The 18,642-nt window shown below is 72.8% G+C and carries 11 protein-coding genes and 1 rRNA gene; 8 read left to right on the top strand and 4 right to left on the bottom strand.

Going from position 1 to position 18,642, the window contains the following annotated elements:
- Together rrf and RT054_RS15750 are read left to right on the top strand one after the other, a co-directional pair.
- A 5S ribosomal RNA gene (gene rrf, locus RT054_RS15745) occupies positions 1 to 103 on the top strand; the annotation flags it as partial.
- Positions 104 to 239: 136 nt separating this feature from the next.
- On the top strand, positions 240 to 1,034 hold the full coding sequence (locus tag RT054_RS15750) for an enoyl-CoA hydratase (protein WP_312720019.1): 795 nt from the start codon (positions 240 to 242) through the stop codon (positions 1,032 to 1,034).
- Positions 1,035 to 1,055: 21 nt separating this feature from the next.
- On the opposite strand, the gene RT054_RS15755 is transcribed toward RT054_RS15750, so the two are convergent.
- The 4 genes from RT054_RS15755 to RT054_RS15770 form a co-directional block, all read right to left on the bottom strand.
- Positions 1,056 to 1,697, bottom strand: a complete 642-nt coding sequence (locus RT054_RS15755; protein WP_312720016.1) for a Maf family protein — start codon at positions 1,695 to 1,697, stop codon at positions 1,056 to 1,058.
- A 75-nt stretch (positions 1,698 to 1,772) separates the two neighbouring features.
- Positions 1,773 to 3,443: a DUF885 domain-containing protein gene (locus RT054_RS15760; protein WP_313025483.1), complete on the bottom strand. Its 1,671-nt coding sequence runs from the start codon at positions 3,441 to 3,443 to the stop codon at positions 1,773 to 1,775.
- Between the two features lie 385 nt (positions 3,444 to 3,828).
- Positions 3,829 to 4,056, bottom strand: a complete 228-nt coding sequence (locus RT054_RS15765; RefSeq protein ID WP_312720013.1) for an acyl-CoA carboxylase subunit epsilon — start codon at positions 4,054 to 4,056, stop codon at positions 3,829 to 3,831.
- A 61-nt stretch (positions 4,057 to 4,117) separates the two neighbouring features.
- Positions 4,118 to 5,758, bottom strand: a complete 1,641-nt coding sequence (locus RT054_RS15770; RefSeq protein ID WP_396837326.1) for an acyl-CoA carboxylase subunit beta — start codon at positions 5,756 to 5,758, stop codon at positions 4,118 to 4,120.
- 23 nt (positions 5,759 to 5,781) lie between these two features.
- Here RT054_RS15770 and RT054_RS15775 point away from each other — a divergent pair, with 23 nt between their 5' ends.
- The 6 genes from RT054_RS15775 (at position 5,782) to RT054_RS15800 (ending at position 18,602) form a co-directional block, all read left to right on the top strand.
- Positions 5,782 to 6,666, top strand: coding sequence for a biotin--[acetyl-CoA-carboxylase] ligase (locus RT054_RS15775; protein WP_313025486.1), 885 nt, complete (start codon positions 5,782 to 5,784; stop codon positions 6,664 to 6,666).
- Between the two features lie 7 nt (positions 6,667 to 6,673).
- The gene (locus tag RT054_RS15780; protein WP_313025488.1) at positions 6,674 to 8,128 is read left to right on the top strand and encodes an adenylate/guanylate cyclase domain-containing protein; all 1,455 of its coding nucleotides are present in this window, start codon (positions 6,674 to 6,676) and stop codon (positions 8,126 to 8,128) included.
- Complete coding sequence (locus RT054_RS15785) at positions 8,125 to 8,916, top strand: enoyl-CoA hydratase-related protein (protein ID WP_313025490.1); 792 nt, start codon at positions 8,125 to 8,127, stop codon at positions 8,914 to 8,916. The genes RT054_RS15780 and RT054_RS15785 overlap by 4 nt, the downstream gene beginning before the upstream one ends.
- A gap of 92 nt (positions 8,917 to 9,008) precedes the next feature.
- Positions 9,009 to 9,692, top strand: coding sequence for a response regulator transcription factor (locus RT054_RS15790; protein ID WP_312720008.1), 684 nt, complete (start codon positions 9,009 to 9,011; stop codon positions 9,690 to 9,692).
- Positions 9,693 to 9,704: 12 nt separating this feature from the next.
- Complete coding sequence (locus RT054_RS15795) at positions 9,705 to 10,826, top strand: HAMP domain-containing sensor histidine kinase (protein WP_312720007.1); 1,122 nt, start codon at positions 9,705 to 9,707, stop codon at positions 10,824 to 10,826.
- Between the two features lie 261 nt (positions 10,827 to 11,087).
- Positions 11,088 to 18,602, top strand: coding sequence for an SDR family oxidoreductase (locus RT054_RS15800; protein WP_313025493.1), 7,515 nt, complete (start codon positions 11,088 to 11,090; stop codon positions 18,600 to 18,602).
- Positions 18,603 to 18,642 lie beyond the last annotated feature (40 nt).

An 18,642-nucleotide genomic window follows, 5' to 3' on the forward strand; every position in this document is an offset into this window, starting at 1 on the left:
CGAGAGGGAAACGCCCGGTCCCATTCCGAACCCGGAAGCTAAGCCTTTCAGCGCCCATGGTACTGCACTGGTGACGGTGTGGGAGAGTAGGACGCCGCCGGACAATTCTTGTGAGGGAGCCCTTCGACCGACAGGTCGAGGGGCTCCTTTCGCATACCCGGACGGGACGGGTCGCCTAGGCTTGGGGGCGCCCGCCTACATCCACCGTGGGGCCCTGACGTGGCCCGAGGAGCAACCCCGTGTCCGGTAATGATGACCTGTTGAATCTCGCGGACGGCGACGTCCTCACCAGCCTCCAGGGCGGGGTGTTGACGATGACGATGAATCGTCCCGACACCCTGAACGCCCTCCCGGCCGCCATGGCCGAGACGATGGAGGCCGTCGTGCGTGAGGCGACGAGGCACGCGGGTGTCCGGGTGCTCGTCCTGCGCGGTGCCGGCAAGGGGTTCTGCTCGGGCGCCGACCTGGATCCCGACGCTCCTCCGTCCCCCGCGACCCTCGATCAGGGGGCCGCGCTCGTGATCGCGATGCGGCGATTCCCCCGTCCCATCGTCAGCGTCGTCCACGGACCGTGTGCCGGCATCGGCGTGTCCATCGCCCTGGCGGCCGACCTCGTCATCGCCTCGGAGAAGGCGTTCTTCCTCCTCGCGTTCACGAACATCGGTCTCATGCCCGACGGTGGGGCGACGGCCCTCGTCGCCGCGTCGATCGGTCGTGCGAGGGCCATGCGCATGGCGCTGCTCGGCGAGCGGGTACCGGCCCCAGTGGCCATGGACTGGGGGCTGATCACGCACCTGTCCCCGGTCGAGGATCTGGAGACGGACGTCGACGCCCTCGTCGCCACCCTCGCCTCGGGGCCGACGGTCGCCTACGGCGTGACGAAGGAGGCGATCAACGAGGCGACGGTGGGCCACCTCCACGAGGCACTGCATCGTGAACGCTACGGGCAGACCTCCCTCATGACGACGAGTGACTTCGTCGAGGGTGTGACGGCGTTCCGCGAACGTCGATCGGCGAGCTTCACCGGAGAGTGAGTGGGTGGCGCCGCGCCGCTGTCAGCCCGCGGCGCGGAGCAGCCGCCAGGGAATGCCGATCTCCTCGAGCAGCTCCCGTACGAGGGGGAGGCTGACCCCGACGACGTTGTGGTGGTCGCCCTCGATCCCCGTCACGTACGGGCCACCGAGGCCGTCGATGGTGAACGCCCCCGCCGCCGCCAGCGGTTCGCCGGTCGCGACGTAGGCCTCGATCTCGTCGTCGTCGAGGTCGGCGAAGTGGACCGTCGTCGAGCACACCGCGCCCAGAGTGGCCCCGCTCCCGTCCTCGCGCAGGTCGATGAGCCAGTGGCCCGAGTGCAGGACACCGCTGCGGCCGCGCATGAGCCGCCAACGCGCAACGGCCTCGGCCGCATCGGCGGGCTTGCCGTGGGTCTCGGCGCCGAGCTCGAGCACGGAGTCGCACCCGAGGACCACGCCGTCCCATTCCTCCTCCTCGAGGCGGACCGCGACGTCCTCGCACTTGGCCCGCGCGAGCAGGAGCGCGACGTCCTCGGAGCCGAGTGCGCCGAGGCGTCCGGTGGCGTCCGCGACGGCGGCGTCCTCATCGACCGCCGAGACGACGACGCGGGGATCCACCCCGGCGTGTCGGAGCGTGGTGAGGCGGGCCGGGGACGCGGAGGCAAGGCAGAACGGGATCGTCACCCGCTCACCCTAGCCAGCACCGCCGCCCCCCTCGGAGCCGATGTCGTCATCCGATCAGGGGAGGGCGGCTCAGGGTCAGGGCTGCTGCGGGAGGAGGGCCCGGCGGAGGGTGTCGAGGCCGACGGAGCCGAGGTCGAGGGCGCGGCGGTGGAAGCTCTTGAGCGAGAAGTCCCGGCCCTCGGCGCGGGCGACCTCGTCTCGGATCTGGAGCCACAACCGTTCCCCGACCTTGTAGGACGGCGCCTGCCCCGGCCAGCCGAGGTAGCGGGAGAGCTCGAAGCGCAACGTGTTCTCCTCGAGGCTGACGTGGGAACGCAGGTAGGTCCAGGCCTTCGCCGCATCCCACGTCCCGCCACCGACCTCTGCCGGCGCCGGGAGCTCGCAGTGGACGCCGAGGTCGACGACGACGCGCGCCGCGCGGAGCATCTGGGCGTCGAGCATGCCGAGGCGGGAGGCGTCGTCGGAGAGGTGACCGAGGTCGTCCATGAGGCGCTCCGCGTACAGGGCCCAGCCCTCTCCGTGGCCGGACACCCAGCACAGATGACGACGCCAGCGGTTGAGGAGCTCGGCGCGGGCGGCGGTCTGCCCGATCTGCAGGTGATGACCGGGGACGCCCTCGTGGTAGACGGTCGTGAGTTCGCGCCACGTGCCGAACGTCGTCACGCCCTTGGGCACCGACCACCACATCCGGCCCGGCCGGGTGAAGTCCTCGCTCGGGCCCGTGTAGTAGATGCCGCCGGTCGTGGACGGCGCGATGCGACACTCGATGCGGCGGATCGACTCGGGGATGTCGAAATGGACGTCGGCGAGGGAGGACACGGCCTCGTCGGCCTTCTCCTGCATCCAGCCCCGGAGGGCGTCCGTTCCCTCGACGACATACCTCGGGTCGGCGTCGAGCGCGTCGTACACCTCCGGCAGGGAGGCCCCCGGGCGCAGACGACGCGCGAGTGCCCGCATCTCCTCGCCGATGTCGGCCACCTCGGACAGGCCCCAGGCGTACGTCTCGTCGATGTCGACGTCGGTGCCGAGGAATTCCCGCGAGTACAGCGGGTAGAGCTCACGCCCGCAGCCGTCCCGGGTGCCGGCCAGGGGGAGGATCTCTTCGAGGAGTCGGCGACGGGCCTGTGAGTAGCCGTCGGCGGCCGTCTCGGCGCCCAGGGCGACCGCGCGGGCGGCAGCAGGGGCCGTGGAGTCCGCGGCCTGCCGGGACAGTCGGGCGAACGCGCCGGCGGGGGAGACGAGGTCGTCGATCTGGTCGACGCAGCCCTCGATCTGGCGACGCGCGGCCACGTGTCCGTGGGCGGCGGCCTGCAGCAGCGACGCGTGCCACTGTGCGAGCGCCGTGGGAACGGCCGTGAGGTAGGCCTCGATCGCCGCCCAGTCGTCCTCGCTCGCGGTCGGCATGAGATCGAGGGTGTCGCGGATCTCCTGCAGCGGGGAGGCGATGACGTCGAGCGAGGCGGCGTCGAGATGCGCCTCATGCTTGGCCTCCTCCACCGACAACCGTTCCCGCATGGCGTCGAGGGTCACCACGTCGACGTCGTCGACCGGTGTGCTCCGCTCGATGGCGGCGAGCGTCCGCCGGCGGAGTTCCGACCGGGCCGCAAGCCCGTCGGGGGACAGGTCGTCGATGGGCTCGGCCCCCACGCGGACGCCCATCGCGATCGCGGTCAGCGGGCTGAGCTGCAGGTGGTCGTTCGTGTAGGACTCGGCCAGACGGTCGACATCGGTGAAGTCGCGGGTCACGATTCGACTGTAGGGGCCCGTCTCGCGCGCCGCAGGCCTTTCCGCGAATCTCTCCCGGAAGGGCGGCCACGTGCGGCAGGGCGGTGCCCACCGGGCGCGGGTCGTCTCCGGTCGGCGGGGCGCGCGGCCGATGGTCTCACCACCGGGGTCGACGACGACATGGGCGAAGGTCGCTCTCGGCCCGGCGGCCGCGGTGCGGTCATCCTCAGCGCCCGCACCGGAGCCACCGCCGACCGTCGATGCCGAGACGGCAGAGGCGCCCTCGCGGGGCAGGACGGTCACGTCCGACCCGGCCGGTGCTCCCCTCACCCGGTGGGGCCGACGGCGAGGCCGCCGCCCCGGCGGGGAGACGGCGGCCTCGGCGACCTGCCTCGGGCGCCGGGACTCAGAAGCGGCCCCAGCCCATGCCGGAGAGACCGCCGCTGAGGCGACGGGCGGGCCGCGACCAGCCGCGCCGCGCGCCCGCGTCGGTGTCCTCTCCCGGACCGCTGAGGGCGGAGAGCAGCACGGTCAGCACCGCGGTCTCCTCCGGCGTGGGGTTGCCGCGGGTGACCGTGATGACGGGCGCGTGATCCGGCTCTGCCGGTGTGCTCTCGACCGCTGCGTCGCTCATCGTGGCTCCTGTCGTCGTGTCGGTGGGGTGTCCGAGTGCACGGTGTCGTGTAGGACGCGCCTCAGAGCGGGATGTTGCCGTGCTTCTTCTCGGGCATCTTGGCGTGCTTGGTGCGCAGCGCACGCAGCGCGCGGATGACCTGGGTGCGCGTCTCCGACGGCGGGATGACGGCGTCGATGTATCCGCGCTCGGCGGCGATGTAGGGGTTGGCGAGAGTGGTCTCGTACTCCTCGATGAACCGCGCCCGGGCCGCGTCGACGTCGCCGCCCTCGTCGATGACCTTCTGGATCTGCTTGCGGTAGAGGATGTTGACCGCGCCCTGGGCGCCCATGACGGCGATCTGCGCCGTGGGCCAGGCGAGGTTGATGTCGGCGCCGAGGTGCTTGGAGCCCATGACGTCGTAGGCGCCGCCGTAGGCCTTGCGGGTGATCACGGTGACGAGCGGCACCGTGGCCTCGGCGTAGGCGTAGATGAGCTTGGCGCCGCGGCGGATGATGCCGTTCCACTCCTGGTCGGTGCCGGGGAGGAAGCCCGGGACGTCGACGAACGTGAGCACCGGGATGTGGAACGCGTCGCAGGTGCGCACGAACCGGGCGGCCTTCTCGGAGGCGTCGATGTCGAGGGTGCCCGCGAACTGCATGGGCTGGTTGGCGACGATGCCGACGCTGCGGCCCTCGACCCGGCCGAAGCCACAGATGATGTTGGGCGCGAACAGGGCGTGGACCTCGGTGAACGCGCCGTCGTCGACGACCGTCTCGATGATCGTGTGCATGTCGTAGGGCGTGTTGGGGGAGTCGGGCACGAAGGTGTCGAGCGCCTCGTCCTCCTCCGTCGTCTCCGGCAGCTCCTCGAACTCGAAGACCGAGGCCTCCTCGAGGTTGTTCTGCGGCAGGTAGGAGAGCAGTTCGCGCACGTACTCGATCGCGTCGTCCTCGTCCTCGCCCATGTAATGCGCGACGCCGGACTTGGTGTTGTGGCTGCGCGCGCCGCCGAGGTCCTCGAACGCGACGTCCTCGCCGGTGACGGTCTTGATGACGTCGGGGCCGGTGATGAACATGTGGGAGGTCTGGTCGACCATGACGATGAAGTCGGTGATCGCGGGGGAGTACACGGCGCCGCCCGCGCACGGACCCATGATGAGCGAGATCTGGGGGATCACACCGGAGGCCATGACGTTGCGCTTGAAGATCTCTCCGTAGAGACCGAGGGAGGCCACGCCCTCCTGGATGCGGGCGCCACCGGAGTCGTTGATGCCGACGACCGGGCACCCGATCTTGAGCGCGAGGTCCATGACCTTGATGATCTTCTCGCCGAAGACCTCGCCGAGCGAGCCGCCGAACACGGTAAAGTCCTGGGCGAACACGCAGACCGGACGACCCTCGACGGTGCCGTACCCGGTGACGACGCCGTCGCCGTACGGCCGGTTCTTCTCCTGGCCGAAATTGGTGGAGCGGTGGCGGGCGAGCCCGTCGAGTTCGACGAAGCTGTCGTCGTCGAGCAGCTGCTCGATGCGCTCGCGGGCCGTCTTCTTGCCCTTGGCGTGCTGCTTCTCCACGGCCCTGGCCGAGCCGGCGTGCACCGCGTCGTCGTTACGCCTCCGGAAGTCGGCGAGACGTCCCGCGGTGGTGCGCATGTCGGGCTGGGAGGCGGCCGAACCGGCGTCGGTGGTCGCGGTGCTCTCGGGGTTCACAGCGTCGCTCATGGCGGCAGCCTAGCCTTGTCGCCATGCCCGCAAGCCTTGAGCGTTCTGTGCTCGTCGACACTCTCGCGCCGCCGTCCGGGCCCTGGCGCAGGGTCGACGTCCTGCCCCTCGTCGACTCCACGAATGCGCGCTCCCTCGACGACCCGATGCCCTGGCGGCTCGTCACCGCGGAGGCCCAGGACGCGGGTCGCGGCCGCCATCAGAGGGTCTGGGTGTCGCCGCCGGGGACGTCCGTCGCGATGTCCCTCACCGTGCCGTTGCCGGCGTCCGTGGACGACTGGGGATGGGTGCCGCTCGTCACCGGTCTGGCGGTCCGTGACGCCCTCGGGCGACTCGCCACCGAGGGGGGCGTGGATCTGGAGGTCGTGCTCAAGTGGCCGAACGACGTGCTCGTGGGGTCGCCCTCGGCGCCGCACGCCTCGCTGCCGTCGACATCGACATCGACATCGGTGACCACTCCCGGAGACCCGACCGGCCACCGCAAGGTCTGCGGGATCCTCTGCGAGAGCGGGGCCGGGGTCGTCGTCGCGGGCATCGGCGTCAACGTCACCGTGCCGCAGGCCGACCTGCCCGTCCCGACGGCGACGTCCCTGGACCTCGTGGGACTGCGGGTGACGCGCGAGGCCGTCGTCGTCGCCGTCGCGGAGGCGTTCGCCGCGCGGTACGCCGCCTTCACCCACGGCGGGGCGGTCCCCGCGGAGGTGCAGCGCGCCTACCGCGAGGCGTGTTCGACGCTCGGGGCCCACGTGCGGATCCACCTCCCCGGGGAGCCCGGCACCGCCCGCGACGTCGAGGGGAGGGCGGTGGATCTCGACCCCTCCGGATGCCTCGTCGTCGACGTCGCCGGACGGAAACGGACATTCGCGGCAGGTGATGTGGTTCACGTCAGGCCCGCGGAGCAGGCATGATCGACCCATGACCGACGAACAGGGCGACCCCGGGGCACAGGACGTCACGGATCACCTGCTCGGCCGACCCCGCACCCTCGCGCGCCGTGAGGTGAGTGCGGCGGCGGGGGTGCCGTTGCTCGAGGCCCGCCGGTTCTGGCACGCGCTCGGGTTCCCGGGGGTCGGCGACGACGAGACGTCGTTCACCGACGCCGACGTCGAGGCCCTCCGCCACATGGTCGAACTCGTCCGCAGCGGCCGTCTGCACGAACCGCTGGCGCTCTCGATGACCCGGGCGATCGCCCGCACGACCGACCGACTCGCCGCCTGGCAGAGCAGCCTTCTCCTCGATGCCGTCCTCAATGCTCGCGGCGCCCCCGACGTCCCCGTCGACGACCTCACGGCGATCCTCGAATCCCATTCCGGCTCGGGGCTCGCCGGGCGCAGCGCCGATGACGCGCACGCCGCGCACGTCGCCGGGGCATGGCTGATGGACCTCGTCGACGACCTCGAACCGCTCATGGTGTACGCGTGGCGGCGACACCTGTCGGCCGCCCTCAACCGGCTGTTCGCCGAGGGGCAGAGTGAGGACGGAGGCAACCACAGCACCGTGGGATTCGCCGACATGGTCGGGTTCACCACGCTCGTCACCCGGCTCTCCGATCAGCAGCTCGGCCGCCTCGTCGCACGTTTCGAGGCCCTGGCCGCCGACGTCGTCACGGCCCACGGCGGGCGCATCGTCAAGACGATCGGTGATGAGGTCTTCTACATCGTCGAACGGGTCGACGCCGGTGTCGACATCGCGATCGACCTGCTCGAGGCCCTCCGGGAGGATCCCGCGACGCCCCGCATGCGCGTGGGTCTGGCGGCGGGGGAGGTCCTCTCCCACCTCGGTGACGTGTTCGGCACGCCGGTCAATCGGGCCAGCCGGATCACCGAGGTCGCCCAGCCCGACACGATCCTCGTCGACGAGTTCATCGCCGCCGAGCTCGAGGGACGCCCCGAGTACGCGCTGCGCCGCCTCGCGCCCCGCCCGTTGCGGGGGCTCGGGGTCACCGAGACGTGGATCCTCGAACGGGGCGCCGGGGTCATGGTGCCCTCGCGCCCGCTGCGGACCGTGCACCGGCCACCGATGTCGGACCCGAGTCTGTGGGCCTCCGAGGAGGGGGCCGGCGCGGAGTCGCCCAACGTCGCCGGGCCCACCGAGCCCCCGATCACGGCCGACCCGGGCGGTTCCATGGACCCGCCCGGGCCTCCCGAGAGGGTCGAGGACGCCGTGCACGAGCTCCCCGTCGACCTCACCCACCCGTCCGGGCCCCCCTCGCCTGCCGACGAGATGGACGCGCACGCGGATCCGACGGCGACCCGGCGCCCTTCCCAGACCACCCGCGGAACCGATGTCCGCGGAACTGATGTCCGCGCAAGTGATGTCCGCGCAACCGATGTCAGCGGCACCGACACGAAGGAGAAGGGCGAGCGATGAGTGAGCAGATGGTCCGGATCGAGCGGCACGGCGAGAAGGGGGCGGTGGCCGAGCTCGTGCTCGACCGCCCCTCGGCGATGAACGCGATCTCCACCGACATGGCGACCGCGCTCGCGGAGGCCTGCGCGCAGCTCGCGACGGATCGCGGGACGCAGGTCGTCGTCGTGACGAGCTCGCACGAAAAGGCCTTCTGCGTCGGCGCGGACCTCAAGGAGCGCAACAGCCTGAGCGACGCCGACCTCGTCCGTCAGCGCCCGGTGGCCCGTGCCGCGTACACCGGTGTCCTGGACCTGCCCGTGCCGACGATCGCCGCCGTCGACGGGTTCGCCCTCGGCGGCGGGTGCGAGATCGCCCTGTCCTGCGACGTCATCGTCGCGGGGGAGAAGGCGACACTGGGCCTGCCCGAGGTCTCCGTCGGCGTCATCCCCGGCGGTGGGGGAACGCAGCTGGTCACCCGACGGATCGGCTGGTCGAAGGCCTCCCGCATGATCTTCACGTGCACGCGGTTCACCGGTGTCGAGGCGCACGAGTACGGACTCGTCGACGAGGTCGTCCCCGCCGGCGGCGCGCGCGACGCGGCGTTGGAGATGGCGGCGATCATCGCCGGCCACTCGCCGGTCGGCCTCCGCAACGCGAAGAAGGCGATGCGTCTGGGCTTCGACGTCGACCTGCGCACGGGCCTCGAGGTCGAGGACGCGTGTTGGCGCGCAACCGCGTTCTCCGGTGACCGCGCCGAGGGCGTCGCCGCCTTCAACGAGAAGCGCACGCCCTCCTGGCCCGGGGTCTGAGGCGTTCTGCCGTTCGTCGCGCAGAATCCGACACGGATCGAATTCGGTTGTCGCGGAGGGCCGGTCGGTCGTCCGACCGTTAGCATGCCCTCATGGTTCGCGTTTTGTTGGCCGAGGACGACACCGCCATCAGTGATCCGTTGGGGCGCGCGCTGCGGCGCGAGGGCTACGACGTGACGATCTGTGACGACGGCCTCGCGGCCCTCGAGGAGGCCAAGAGCACCCCCGATCTCGTGGTGCTCGACATCGGGCTCCCCGGGTTGGACGGCCTCGAGGTCTGTCGGCGGCTGCGCTCCGAGGGGCGCACCGCCCCCGTCCTCATGCTCACGGCGCGGGCCGACGAGGTGGACACGGTGGTCGGCCTCGACGCCGGGGCCGACGACTACGTCACCAAGCCGTTCCGCCTCGCCGAGCTCCTCGCCCGCGTGCGGGCCCTGTTGCGACGCAGCGCGCCGACGCCCCAGTCCTCGGACAACGGCGGTCTGCGCATCGACACCCAGGCGCGGCGCGTCTTCGTCGACGGCACCGAACTCCAGCTCACGGCCAAGGAGTTCGACCTGCTCAGGGTCCTCGTGCGAGAACAGGGCAAGGTCGTCGGCCGGGAGCAGCTCATGCGCGAGGTGTGGGAGACACAGTGGTTCGGGTCGACGAAGACCCTCGACATGCACGTCTCGGTGCTGCGTCGCAAGCTCGGGGACGACGCCTCACGTCCCCGGTTCATCACGACCGTGCGGGGAGTGGGCTTCCGCTTCGAACGCCCCGGCGACGCGGCCTGAGGCAGGCCAGCCGTGGAGGGCGCGCTCCTGCGGTCGACGCTGCTGACCGTCGCCTTCGCCGTCGCGATGCTCGGCATCCCCATGCTCGTCATGGGGTTCGTCGTCCTCAGCATCACCGGTGAGCTCTTCCCCGGTCCGGGCGGCCTGCCGCACGCGGCTGCGCCCCGGGGGCCGGTCCCCGGCCTGCCGCTCGCGCCGGTCCCCGCCGGCAGTTGGACCGAGCTGCTCGTCGCCTACGTCCTCTTCTTCGCGCTGGTGGCGGTCGTCGGCGCCGTGCTCATCGCCCGCCACCAGGCACGTCGCTTCAGCGTCCCGCTCGCCGAGCTGGCCGACCAGGCCGAGCGCCTGGGCGCCGGCGGCGCCCGCTACGACCCCGTCTCCTCGGGCCTGCCGGAGATCGACCGGGTGGCCGCCGCCCTCGCGGGTACGGCGACGCAATGGCAGCGCACCCTCTCCACCGAACGCGAGTTCGCCTCCGACGCCAGCCACCAACTGCGCACTCCCCTCACCGCGGTGCTCATGCGCCTGGAGGAGATCGCCGTCACCGACGACATCGGCGTCGCCCGCGAGGAGGCCAACGCCGCGATCGAACAGGTGGAACGCCTCAACGTCACCGTCGACGAACTCCTCACCCGGGCCCGGCACGGGTCGGCGGGGGCGCCGCGTCCGACGTCCATCGACGCGGTCCTCGCCGCCCTCCAGCGCGAATGGGCGCCGCAGTTCGAGCACCGGTCGAGGAGCATCCGTGTCGTCGGCGACCGGGGCCTCATGGTGGTCGCCACGCCCATCGCGCTGTCCCAGATCGTCGCGACGCTCCTCGAGAACGCGCTCGTCCACGGCCAGGAGGTCGTCGAGGTCGACGTGCGGCGGGCGGGGCCGTCGGTCGTCATGGAGGTGCGCAACCGTGGGCGCGTGCCCAAGGAGATCGCGGGGCGCGTGTTCGAGCGGTCGGTGAGCACGTCGAGCACGGGGCTCGGTCTCGGGCTCGCGCGCGATCTCGCGGAGAAGTACGGGGGGCGCCTCGACCTCATCAGCGCCCGCGACCCGGTCGTCTTCGCGCTGTTCATGTCGGCCGCCGACCCGCCCGCCGACGGACCGGGCGCCGCCGAGCACCCGCGCGCCGTCCGCCGCTGACGCACCCGACCGGAACACCCGAGATGGCAGACGGGATGGCAGCTCAGCTACCGCGGGAGCGAGAGTCCCGCTGCCATCCCATCTGCCATCTCGGGGTTCGGGGTGGGAGGTCTTCGGAGGGCGGGCGGGGAACTCGTCGTGCGGCCGGCCGCGCACGGGCGCCGCGGGCCCACTAAGGTCGCGACAAAGAACCAGCAGGCCCGTCGAAGGGGGGCCGCACCGCCCCGGGCCGTGCTGACGCCACCCCTCAGGAGGACGTCCATGTCCCGGCCCACCGATTCGCCCTGGTTCAGCACGCCCCTGTCACGCCCGGACGCCCGGTGGCGTCTCGTCGCGTTCCCCTACGGGGGTGGCGGGCCTCAGGCCTACCGGGGGTGGGCGGAGGCGCTGCCCGACGACGTCGAGCTCCTCGTGCTGCACCTCCCCGGCCGTGGGGCACGGCTCGCCGATCCCCTCATCGACGACATGGGCGTGCTCGTCGACGAGATCGTCGGCGCGCTCGCGGGATGCGGCGACAAACCCTTCGCGTTCTTCGGTCACAGCGTCGGGGCGCTCGTCGCCTACGAGACCGCCCGGGTGTTGTCCGAGCGGCACCTGCCGCTGCCGGTGCACGTCGTCGCCTCCGCTCACCACGCCCCGTCGGTGACCGCGGCGGCAGCCTCCGCCGCCGACGTCCCCGCGGCGAGCGGCTCAGCCGTCACCGCGCCCGAGCGGATGCACGACCTGCCGGAGGACGAGTTCGTCGACGTCGTCCGTCGTCTGGGACTCGTGCCGGACGAGGCGCTCGCCGACCCCGAGCTCCTCGGCCTCGTCCTCCCGCCGCTGCGGGCGGATTTCGCCCTGTCGGAGACCTACCACCTGCCCGACGGGCGGGCGGGGCGTCTGCCCGTGCCGGTCACCGCCTGCGGCGCCACCGACGACGATCTCCTCACCACCGAGGACCTCGCGGCGTGGGCGGAGACGACGAGCGAGGCCTTCAGCACCCGCATCTTCGAGGGCGACCACTTCTACACCGTCCCCCACCTGCAGGAGGTCGCCACGCTCGTCGTCGAGGCGGTCGAGGAGGACCTGCGCCGACGCCCGCCGTCGGTCGTCGAGGGCCCCGTCGTCGACTACCCCCGCGACGCGACGCTGCACGAACTGTTCCGCGCGCAGGCCGCCCGCACCCCCGATGAGGTCGCCCTCGTCGACGGTGAATCCTCGTGGACGTTCGCTCAGCTCGACGCCCGCTCGGACCTCCTCGCCCGGCAGCTGCAGGCCAAGGGCGTCGTCGTCGACGCGTTCACGGGCATCCACCTGCCGACGAGCGCCGACTTCGTCCTCGTCTACCTCGCCGCCCTCAAGGCCGGCGGCGCGTACCAGCCCGTCGACCCGAGCCTGCCGCCCGCGCTCCTCGCCGACGTGCTGCACGCGACGTCACCCGCGGCGATCGTCACGTCCCCGGTCGGGGCGGGCGACCTCCCGGCGGAGTGGCACGAGCGAGGCGCCGTCATCGTCCTCGACGAGGCGTGGGAGGCACGCGCGGAGGCCGAGGGGGTCGCGGTCCTCGACGATCCCTCGAGCGGGCGGGAACTGCCCGGACCGGAGTCGCTCGCGTACTGCGTGACCTCGTCGGGCACCACCGGCGAGCCCAAGGTCATCATCTGCCCGCACCGCGGCGCGGTGAACTCCTACACGTGGCGGTTCCGGCACCTGCCCTACGGCGAGGACGAACGCGAGGCCTGCAACGTCTTCTTCGTCTGGGAGGTGCTGCGCCCGATGCTGCAGGGCCGCCCGGCCCACGTCATCCCCGACGAGGTGATCTTCGACCCGCCGCGTCTCGTCGACCAGCTCTCCCGCGAACGCATCACCCGCGTGCTGTTCACCCCGTCCCTGCTCGACCAGGTGCTCGCGACCCCGGGCCTCGACCTCGCCGAGGCGCTGCCCGAGCTGCGCATCGTCTACCTCAACGGGGAGGTCGTCCCCACCGCCCTCGTGCAGCGGTTCCGGCGCGCCCTGCCGCATGTGCGCCTCGTCAACGACTACTCGATCTCCGAGACCCACGACGTCTGCACGACCGACCTCACCGACCTCGACCCGGCGATCGCGCCCCGGTACGCGCCCGTCGGCGTGCCGATGGACAACGTCCGGTTCTGCGTGCTCGACGCCGAACAGCGGCCGGTCCCACAGGGGCTCGAGGGCGAGATCTACGTCGGCGGGGACTCCCTGGCCCGCGGATACCTCGGCCGACCCGACCTCACCGCCGAGCGGTTCGTCCCCGACCCGCTGCGCGACGACGGCTCCCTGCTGTTCCGCACGGGGGACGCCGGCCGTATCCGCGACGACGGCGGGCTCGAGATCCACGGTCGCCTCGCCTTCATGGTCAAGCTGCGCGGCTACAGCGTCGTGCCGGCCGCCGTCGAGAGCGTTCTGCGGGGGCACGACGACGTGGCCGCCGCCGCGATCACGACCCTCGACGACGAGGAGACCGGCTCGCCCGAGCACCTCGTCGCGTACGTCGTGCCGAGCTCCGGGCACGTGCTCACCGACGCCGCCGCGTACGAGGACCTCGTGCGCCGACTGCGTGAGCACCTCAAGGCGCGGGTCGCGCACTACGCGGTGCCGTCCTTCCTCGTCCTGCTCGACGCGCTGCCCCTCGCCGGAACCGGCAAGCTCAACCGTCGAGCCCTGCCCGACCCGCGCTCGCGCAGGCGGGCGTCCGGAGCCACCGCGGGGCAGGTGGCCGGCTCGGGTGCCGCCGCGGCGACCGGGGGCGGGGTCGAGGTCGAGGCGCGCGCCGGGGCCATCGGGGCCGAGGGGGCGGGGGCCGTGCGGCGGGCCGTCGTGGACGTCCTCGCCGAGGTGCTCGGCGTGCCGGACGTCGGCGCCGACGACAACTTCTTCGACCTCGGCGGGCACTCCCTCGCCGCAGCGCAGGTGTGCGCGCGGCTACGGTCCGACCACGGACTCGAGGTGTCGGTCGTCGACGTCTTCGAGCACCCCACGGCGCGGCTGCTGGCCACGAGCCTGGGGGACGTCGGTGACAGCCCGTGGGAGGCCGAGGCGACCGGCTCGACGCAGGCGGCGGCGGCGACGACCCGAGGGCCGGGCGGACCCATCGCCGTCGTCGGCATGGCCTGCCGGTTCCCCGGGGCGCCGGACGTCGACACGTTCTGGGACAACCTCACCGGGGGTGTGCGCGCGATCCGGGAGTTGACGACGGAGGAGCTCCTCGAGAGCGGGGTGCCCGCCGACCTGCTCGCGGACCCGTCGTATCGACGGGTGGGCGCCCTCGTCGAGGGGGCGGGGGACTTCGAGCCGGGCTTCTGGGGCGTGAGCCGCAAGGAAGCACTGCTCATGGACCCCCAACAGCGGTTGTTCCTCGAATGCTGTTGGCAGGCGCTCGAACACGCGGGTCAGGCGCCGCGGTCCGACGGGGAGCGCACCGGGGTCTTCGGCGGGGTCTTCCTGCCGACCTACCTCCTGCATCACCTGCGCGGGGGAGGGCTGCTCGACCCCCGCGACCCGATGGAGGCGCACCTCACCGAGATCGGTAACGACAAGGACTACGTCACCACGCGTGTCTCCCACCTGCTCGACCTCGGTGGGCCGAGCGTCGCCGTGCAGACGTCGTGCTCGACCTCGCTCGTCGCGGTCGCGGAGGCGTGTGCCGCGCTCCAGGCCGGTCGGTGCGACACCGCCCTCGCCGGGGCCTCCAGCCTCACCTTCCCCCAAGGCGGGTACGTCTACGCGGAAGGGCACGTGAGCAGCGAGGACGGCCACTGCCGACCGTTCGACGCCCACGCCTCCGGCACGATCCTCGGCGACGGCGTCGGGGTCGTCGTCCTCAAACGCCTCGCCGACGCGGAGGCCGCGGGAGACCCGATCCTCGCGGTCGTCACCGGGCACGCGACGAACAACGACGGCGCGCTCAAGGCCGGGTACTCCGCCCCCAGCGTCCAGGGGCAGGCCCGCGTCGTCGCCGCGGCGCAGGACATGGCCGGGGTCGACGCCGACACGATCACGTACGTCGAGTGCCACGGCACGGGCACCCTCGTCGGCGACCCCATCGAGGTGCGCGGTCTCACCCAGGTCTTCCGCCGCCACACCGACCGGACGGGCTACTGCGCGATCGGGTCGGTCAAGGGCGGCATCGGCCACAGCAACATCGCCGCGGGCATGGCCGGGTTCATCAAGACCGTCCTCGCCCTTCGACACGGCGTCATCCCGCCGGTCGTCGACCACGAGACGCCCAACCCCGCACTGGAACTCGAGACCAGCCCGTTCTACGTCGCGACCGAACTCCAGGAGTGGGAGCGCCCGAGCGACGCCCCTCGGCGGGCCGGGGTCTCGTGCTTCGGCATCGGCGGCACCAACGCCCACCTCGTCCTCGAGGAGTATGCCCCCGCACTACCGGGCGACGACGATGTCGACGGGGCGGGGCGGGGCCGGGCGGCCGCGGGTGGTGCGGGGGTCTCGAACGTCCGTGATGACGCGGACGGCGCCGCCTCATCGGACGTGCCGACCGCGGGACCCCAGCTCGTCGCGCTGTCGGCGCGGACGCCCGCCTCCGTGCAGGGCGCCGCGCGCGCGCTCGCCGACGCGCTCGACCGCGACGGCGACCTCGCCGCCGCCGACGTCGCGTGGACCCTCGCGACGGGGCGGGAACGGTTCGCTCACCGCGCCGCCGTGTCCGGTGCGTCGGTCGCCGACCTCGTCTCGGCACTGAGGGGATTGCGTGCGCCGTCCGAGGCGACCGTCGTCGTCGACCCCGACGAGACGCCCGAGGTCGTCTTCGCCTTCCCCGGCCAGGGGTCGCAGTACCCGGGCATGGGGCGCGGCCTCGACGCGGAGGTCCCGGCGTTCCGCGCGGCGTACGACGAGTGCGCCGCGATCCTCGCCGAGGACCACGACCTCGACCTGCGTGCCGTCGCCCTCGACGCCGAGGACGGGCCGGACGCGCCGCCCGCGCCCGCGACCCACCTCCAGCCGGCATTGTTCGCGCTCGAATACGCCCTGGCCCGCACGCTCCTCGCGTGGGGAATCCGGCCGACGGCGCTCGTCGGTCACAGCCTCGGCGAATACGTCGCGGCGACGATCGCCGGGGTGCTCGACCTGCGCGATGCCCTCGCGCTCGTCCAGACCCGCGCGGCCGCGATGGAGGCCGCCGGTGAGGGCGCGATGCTCGCGGTCAAGGGCGAGGAGGCCCGCGTCGCACCGTTCGTCGCGGACGAGTCCACCGTCGAGGTGGCCGTCGTCAACTCGCCGCGGGACGTCGTCGTCTCCGGAGAACCCGAGGCCGTCGCCCGCGTCGCCGCCCGGCTCGAGGAGGCCGGGATCGCGACCCAGCGGGTACGGACCACGCGGGCGTTCCACTCACCGATGATGGAGGCCGCCGCCGCGGCCGTCGCCGAGCGCGCCGCCTCCGTGCGACTGCACCCGCCGCGAATCCCGCTCGTGTCCAACCTCACCGGCACCTGGCTCACCGACGAACAGGCCCTCGACCCCGGTTACTGGGGTCGACACCTGCGTGGCCAGGTGCGGTTCGCCGACGACGTCGCGACCCTCCTGCAGCGGTCGCCCGTCGCCGTGCTCGAGGTCGGTCCGGGACGCACGGTGAGCGGTGTCGTCACGGCGATGGCCGCCGACCACGCCGCGTCCTCGGGCACGACCCCGCCGGCGGCCGTCCAGCTCGGCCGCCACCCGATGCAGACGACCCTCGGCGACGCGCAGGTGCTCCTCGACGGGATCGGCCGCCTGTGGGCGACCGGCGTCGAGCCGGACTGGGCCGCGATGGTCACCTCGCAGGCCGGGCGGGCTCCCCGACGGATCTCGTTGCCGGGGTACGTCTTCGACCGGCAACGGATCATGCCCGAGCCTGCCGACGGCGGCCTGGGCGCGGTGAGTGCGGCGGCGTCCACCGCCGACGTCCGACTCCCCGAGCAGGAGTGGACCTGGTTGCCCTCGTGGCGACGCACCCTCGCACCCCAGCCTGCCGCGTCAGGCCCCCGGCGCGATCGCCACGCCCCGGGCCCCGACCCCGATTCCGGGCACGCGGCGCACCGGTGGCTGCTGCTCGCCGGCGACCCCGACACGTCCCCCCGGGCGGAGGCGCTCGCCGCGGCCGTCGCCGAGGGGCTGCGGGAGAACGGCGAACTCGTCGTCGCGACACGGGGATCCGGTGACGGTTCCCTCGCGTCGGATGCCGACGCCGTCACTGTGTCCGCCGATGCCGACAGCCTCACGAGGTTGCTCACGACCCTCACCGAGCAGGGCCGGGCGCCGGAGCGGATCGTCTCGTTGTGGCCGGCGTCGACCGACGTGGAGGATCCCGGCCTGCCCGAGGGCTTCCGCGACGCCGCCCACCTCGCGACGGCGCTCACCCGTGTCGGTGGCACGGAGCCGGTCCATGTCTGGACCGTCACGGAGCGGGCCGTGCAGGTCGACGACGAGGACGTCGACCCCGTGCGCGCCACGGTGCTCGGCCCGGCCCTCGTCGTCGCACAGGAGAACCCGCACGTGACGAGCCGGGTGCTCGACGTCGACCCCGCGCGGCTCGCCGATCCTCGCGCCGCCGCGGTGACGATCCTCGGCGAGTGCCTCGCGGGGACGCCGGACGACGCGTCGATCGTCGCGTGGCGCGGTCGCCGCCGGTGGGTGCCGACGTACGAACCCGCCGCCGTCCCCACGGCGCCGTCGCGTCTGTGCGCCGACGGCGTGTACCTCGTCACCGGTGGACTCGGCCGCATCGGTCGGGTGCTCACCGACCACCTGCGGGGCCTCGGAGCACGTGTCGTCGTGACGACGCGCGGGGAGGTGCCCGAGGACGTCGCCGACGGCGTCACCGTGCTCCGGTGCGACCCGGCGCGCGAGGGCGATCTGGGCGACGCGTTCGCCGAGACGCTCGCGCGCCACGGGCGACTCGACGGCGTGTTCCACGCGGCGGGCCTGGCCGACCTCACGTACCTCGGCGATCTCGACGACGACCTCCTGCGCGCCGAGCTTGCCCCCAAGGTGCTCGGGCTGCAGCGTCTGGACGCGGCCGTCGCCGGGTTGGCCGCGCAGGGGAGGGCGCCGGAGTTCGTCGTCCTGTTCTCCTCGATCGCCGGCACGCTCGGCGGCCTCGCGATGGCGGCCTACATGGCGGCGAACCGCTGCCTCGACACCTTCACCCAGGCCGACCCGCGACGCCACGGCGTGGACTGGGTCTGCATCGCCTTCGACGACTGGGACTTCGAGTACGGCAAGGAGCAGACCGCGGCGTACGCGGCCACCGGCGCCGACCGGTTCGCGATGAGCACGCAGGAGGGCCTCGCGCTCCTCGATCGCCTCGTCGCGATGCCCGAGCCGACGCCCCTGCTCGTCTCGACCCGGCCGCTGGAGCCGCGCCTGGAGCGGTGGGTGCGGCAGTCGGTCGAGGCCGATGAAGCAGGCACGGGCGCGGGGGTCGGCGCGGGTGCCGGGGCCGGAGAGAGCGGGGGCTCCGGGGACGACACGATCACCCGCCTGCTCGCGATCTACGAGCAGGTGCTCGGGGTGAGCGGCATCGGCCCGGACGACGACTTCTTCGCCCTCGGCGGCGACAGTCTGCTCGCCGCCCAGACCCTCGCGCGCCTGCGCACGGGCCTCGGGATCACCGGCGGGGTGCAGCTCCAGGACGTCTTCACCCACCCGACGCCCGCTCGTCTCGCCGCCCACCTCGACGGGCTCGGGGACGGGGGGGACCCCGATGAGACGCCCGACCCGGTGGACGCCGAACTCCCCGCTACCGAGGAGGCCGCCCTGGCCGACGCCTGAGGTGGGTGCGGGTGTCCTGCCGGCGCGGGCGTCCCGGCGC

It is taken from the genome of Mobilicoccus sp. (genome assembly GCF_032060985.1).
Lineage (GTDB): Bacteria > Actinomycetota > Actinomycetes > Actinomycetales > Dermatophilaceae > Mobilicoccus.

Excerpts from the sequence above, each read along its gene's own strand:
- RT054_RS15765 (WP_312720013.1), bottom strand. The coding sequence starts at position 4,056 with ATGAGCGACGCAGCGGTCGAGAGCACACCGGCAGAGCCGGATCACGCG.
- RT054_RS15770 (WP_396837326.1), bottom strand. The coding sequence starts at position 5,758 with ATGAGCGACGCTGTGAACCCCGAGAGCACCGCGACCACCGACGCCGGT.
- RT054_RS15775 (WP_313025486.1), top strand. The coding sequence starts at position 5,782 with ATGCCCGCAAGCCTTGAGCGTTCTGTGCTCGTCGACACTCTCGCGCCG.
- RT054_RS15780 (WP_313025488.1), top strand. The coding sequence starts at position 6,674 with ATGACCGACGAACAGGGCGACCCCGGGGCACAGGACGTCACGGATCAC.
- RT054_RS15785 (WP_313025490.1), top strand. The coding sequence starts at position 8,125 with ATGAGTGAGCAGATGGTCCGGATCGAGCGGCACGGCGAGAAGGGGGCG.
- RT054_RS15790 (WP_312720008.1), top strand. The coding sequence starts at position 9,009 with ATGGTTCGCGTTTTGTTGGCCGAGGACGACACCGCCATCAGTGATCCG.
- RT054_RS15800 (WP_313025493.1), top strand. The coding sequence starts at position 11,088 with ATGTCCCGGCCCACCGATTCGCCCTGGTTCAGCACGCCCCTGTCACGC.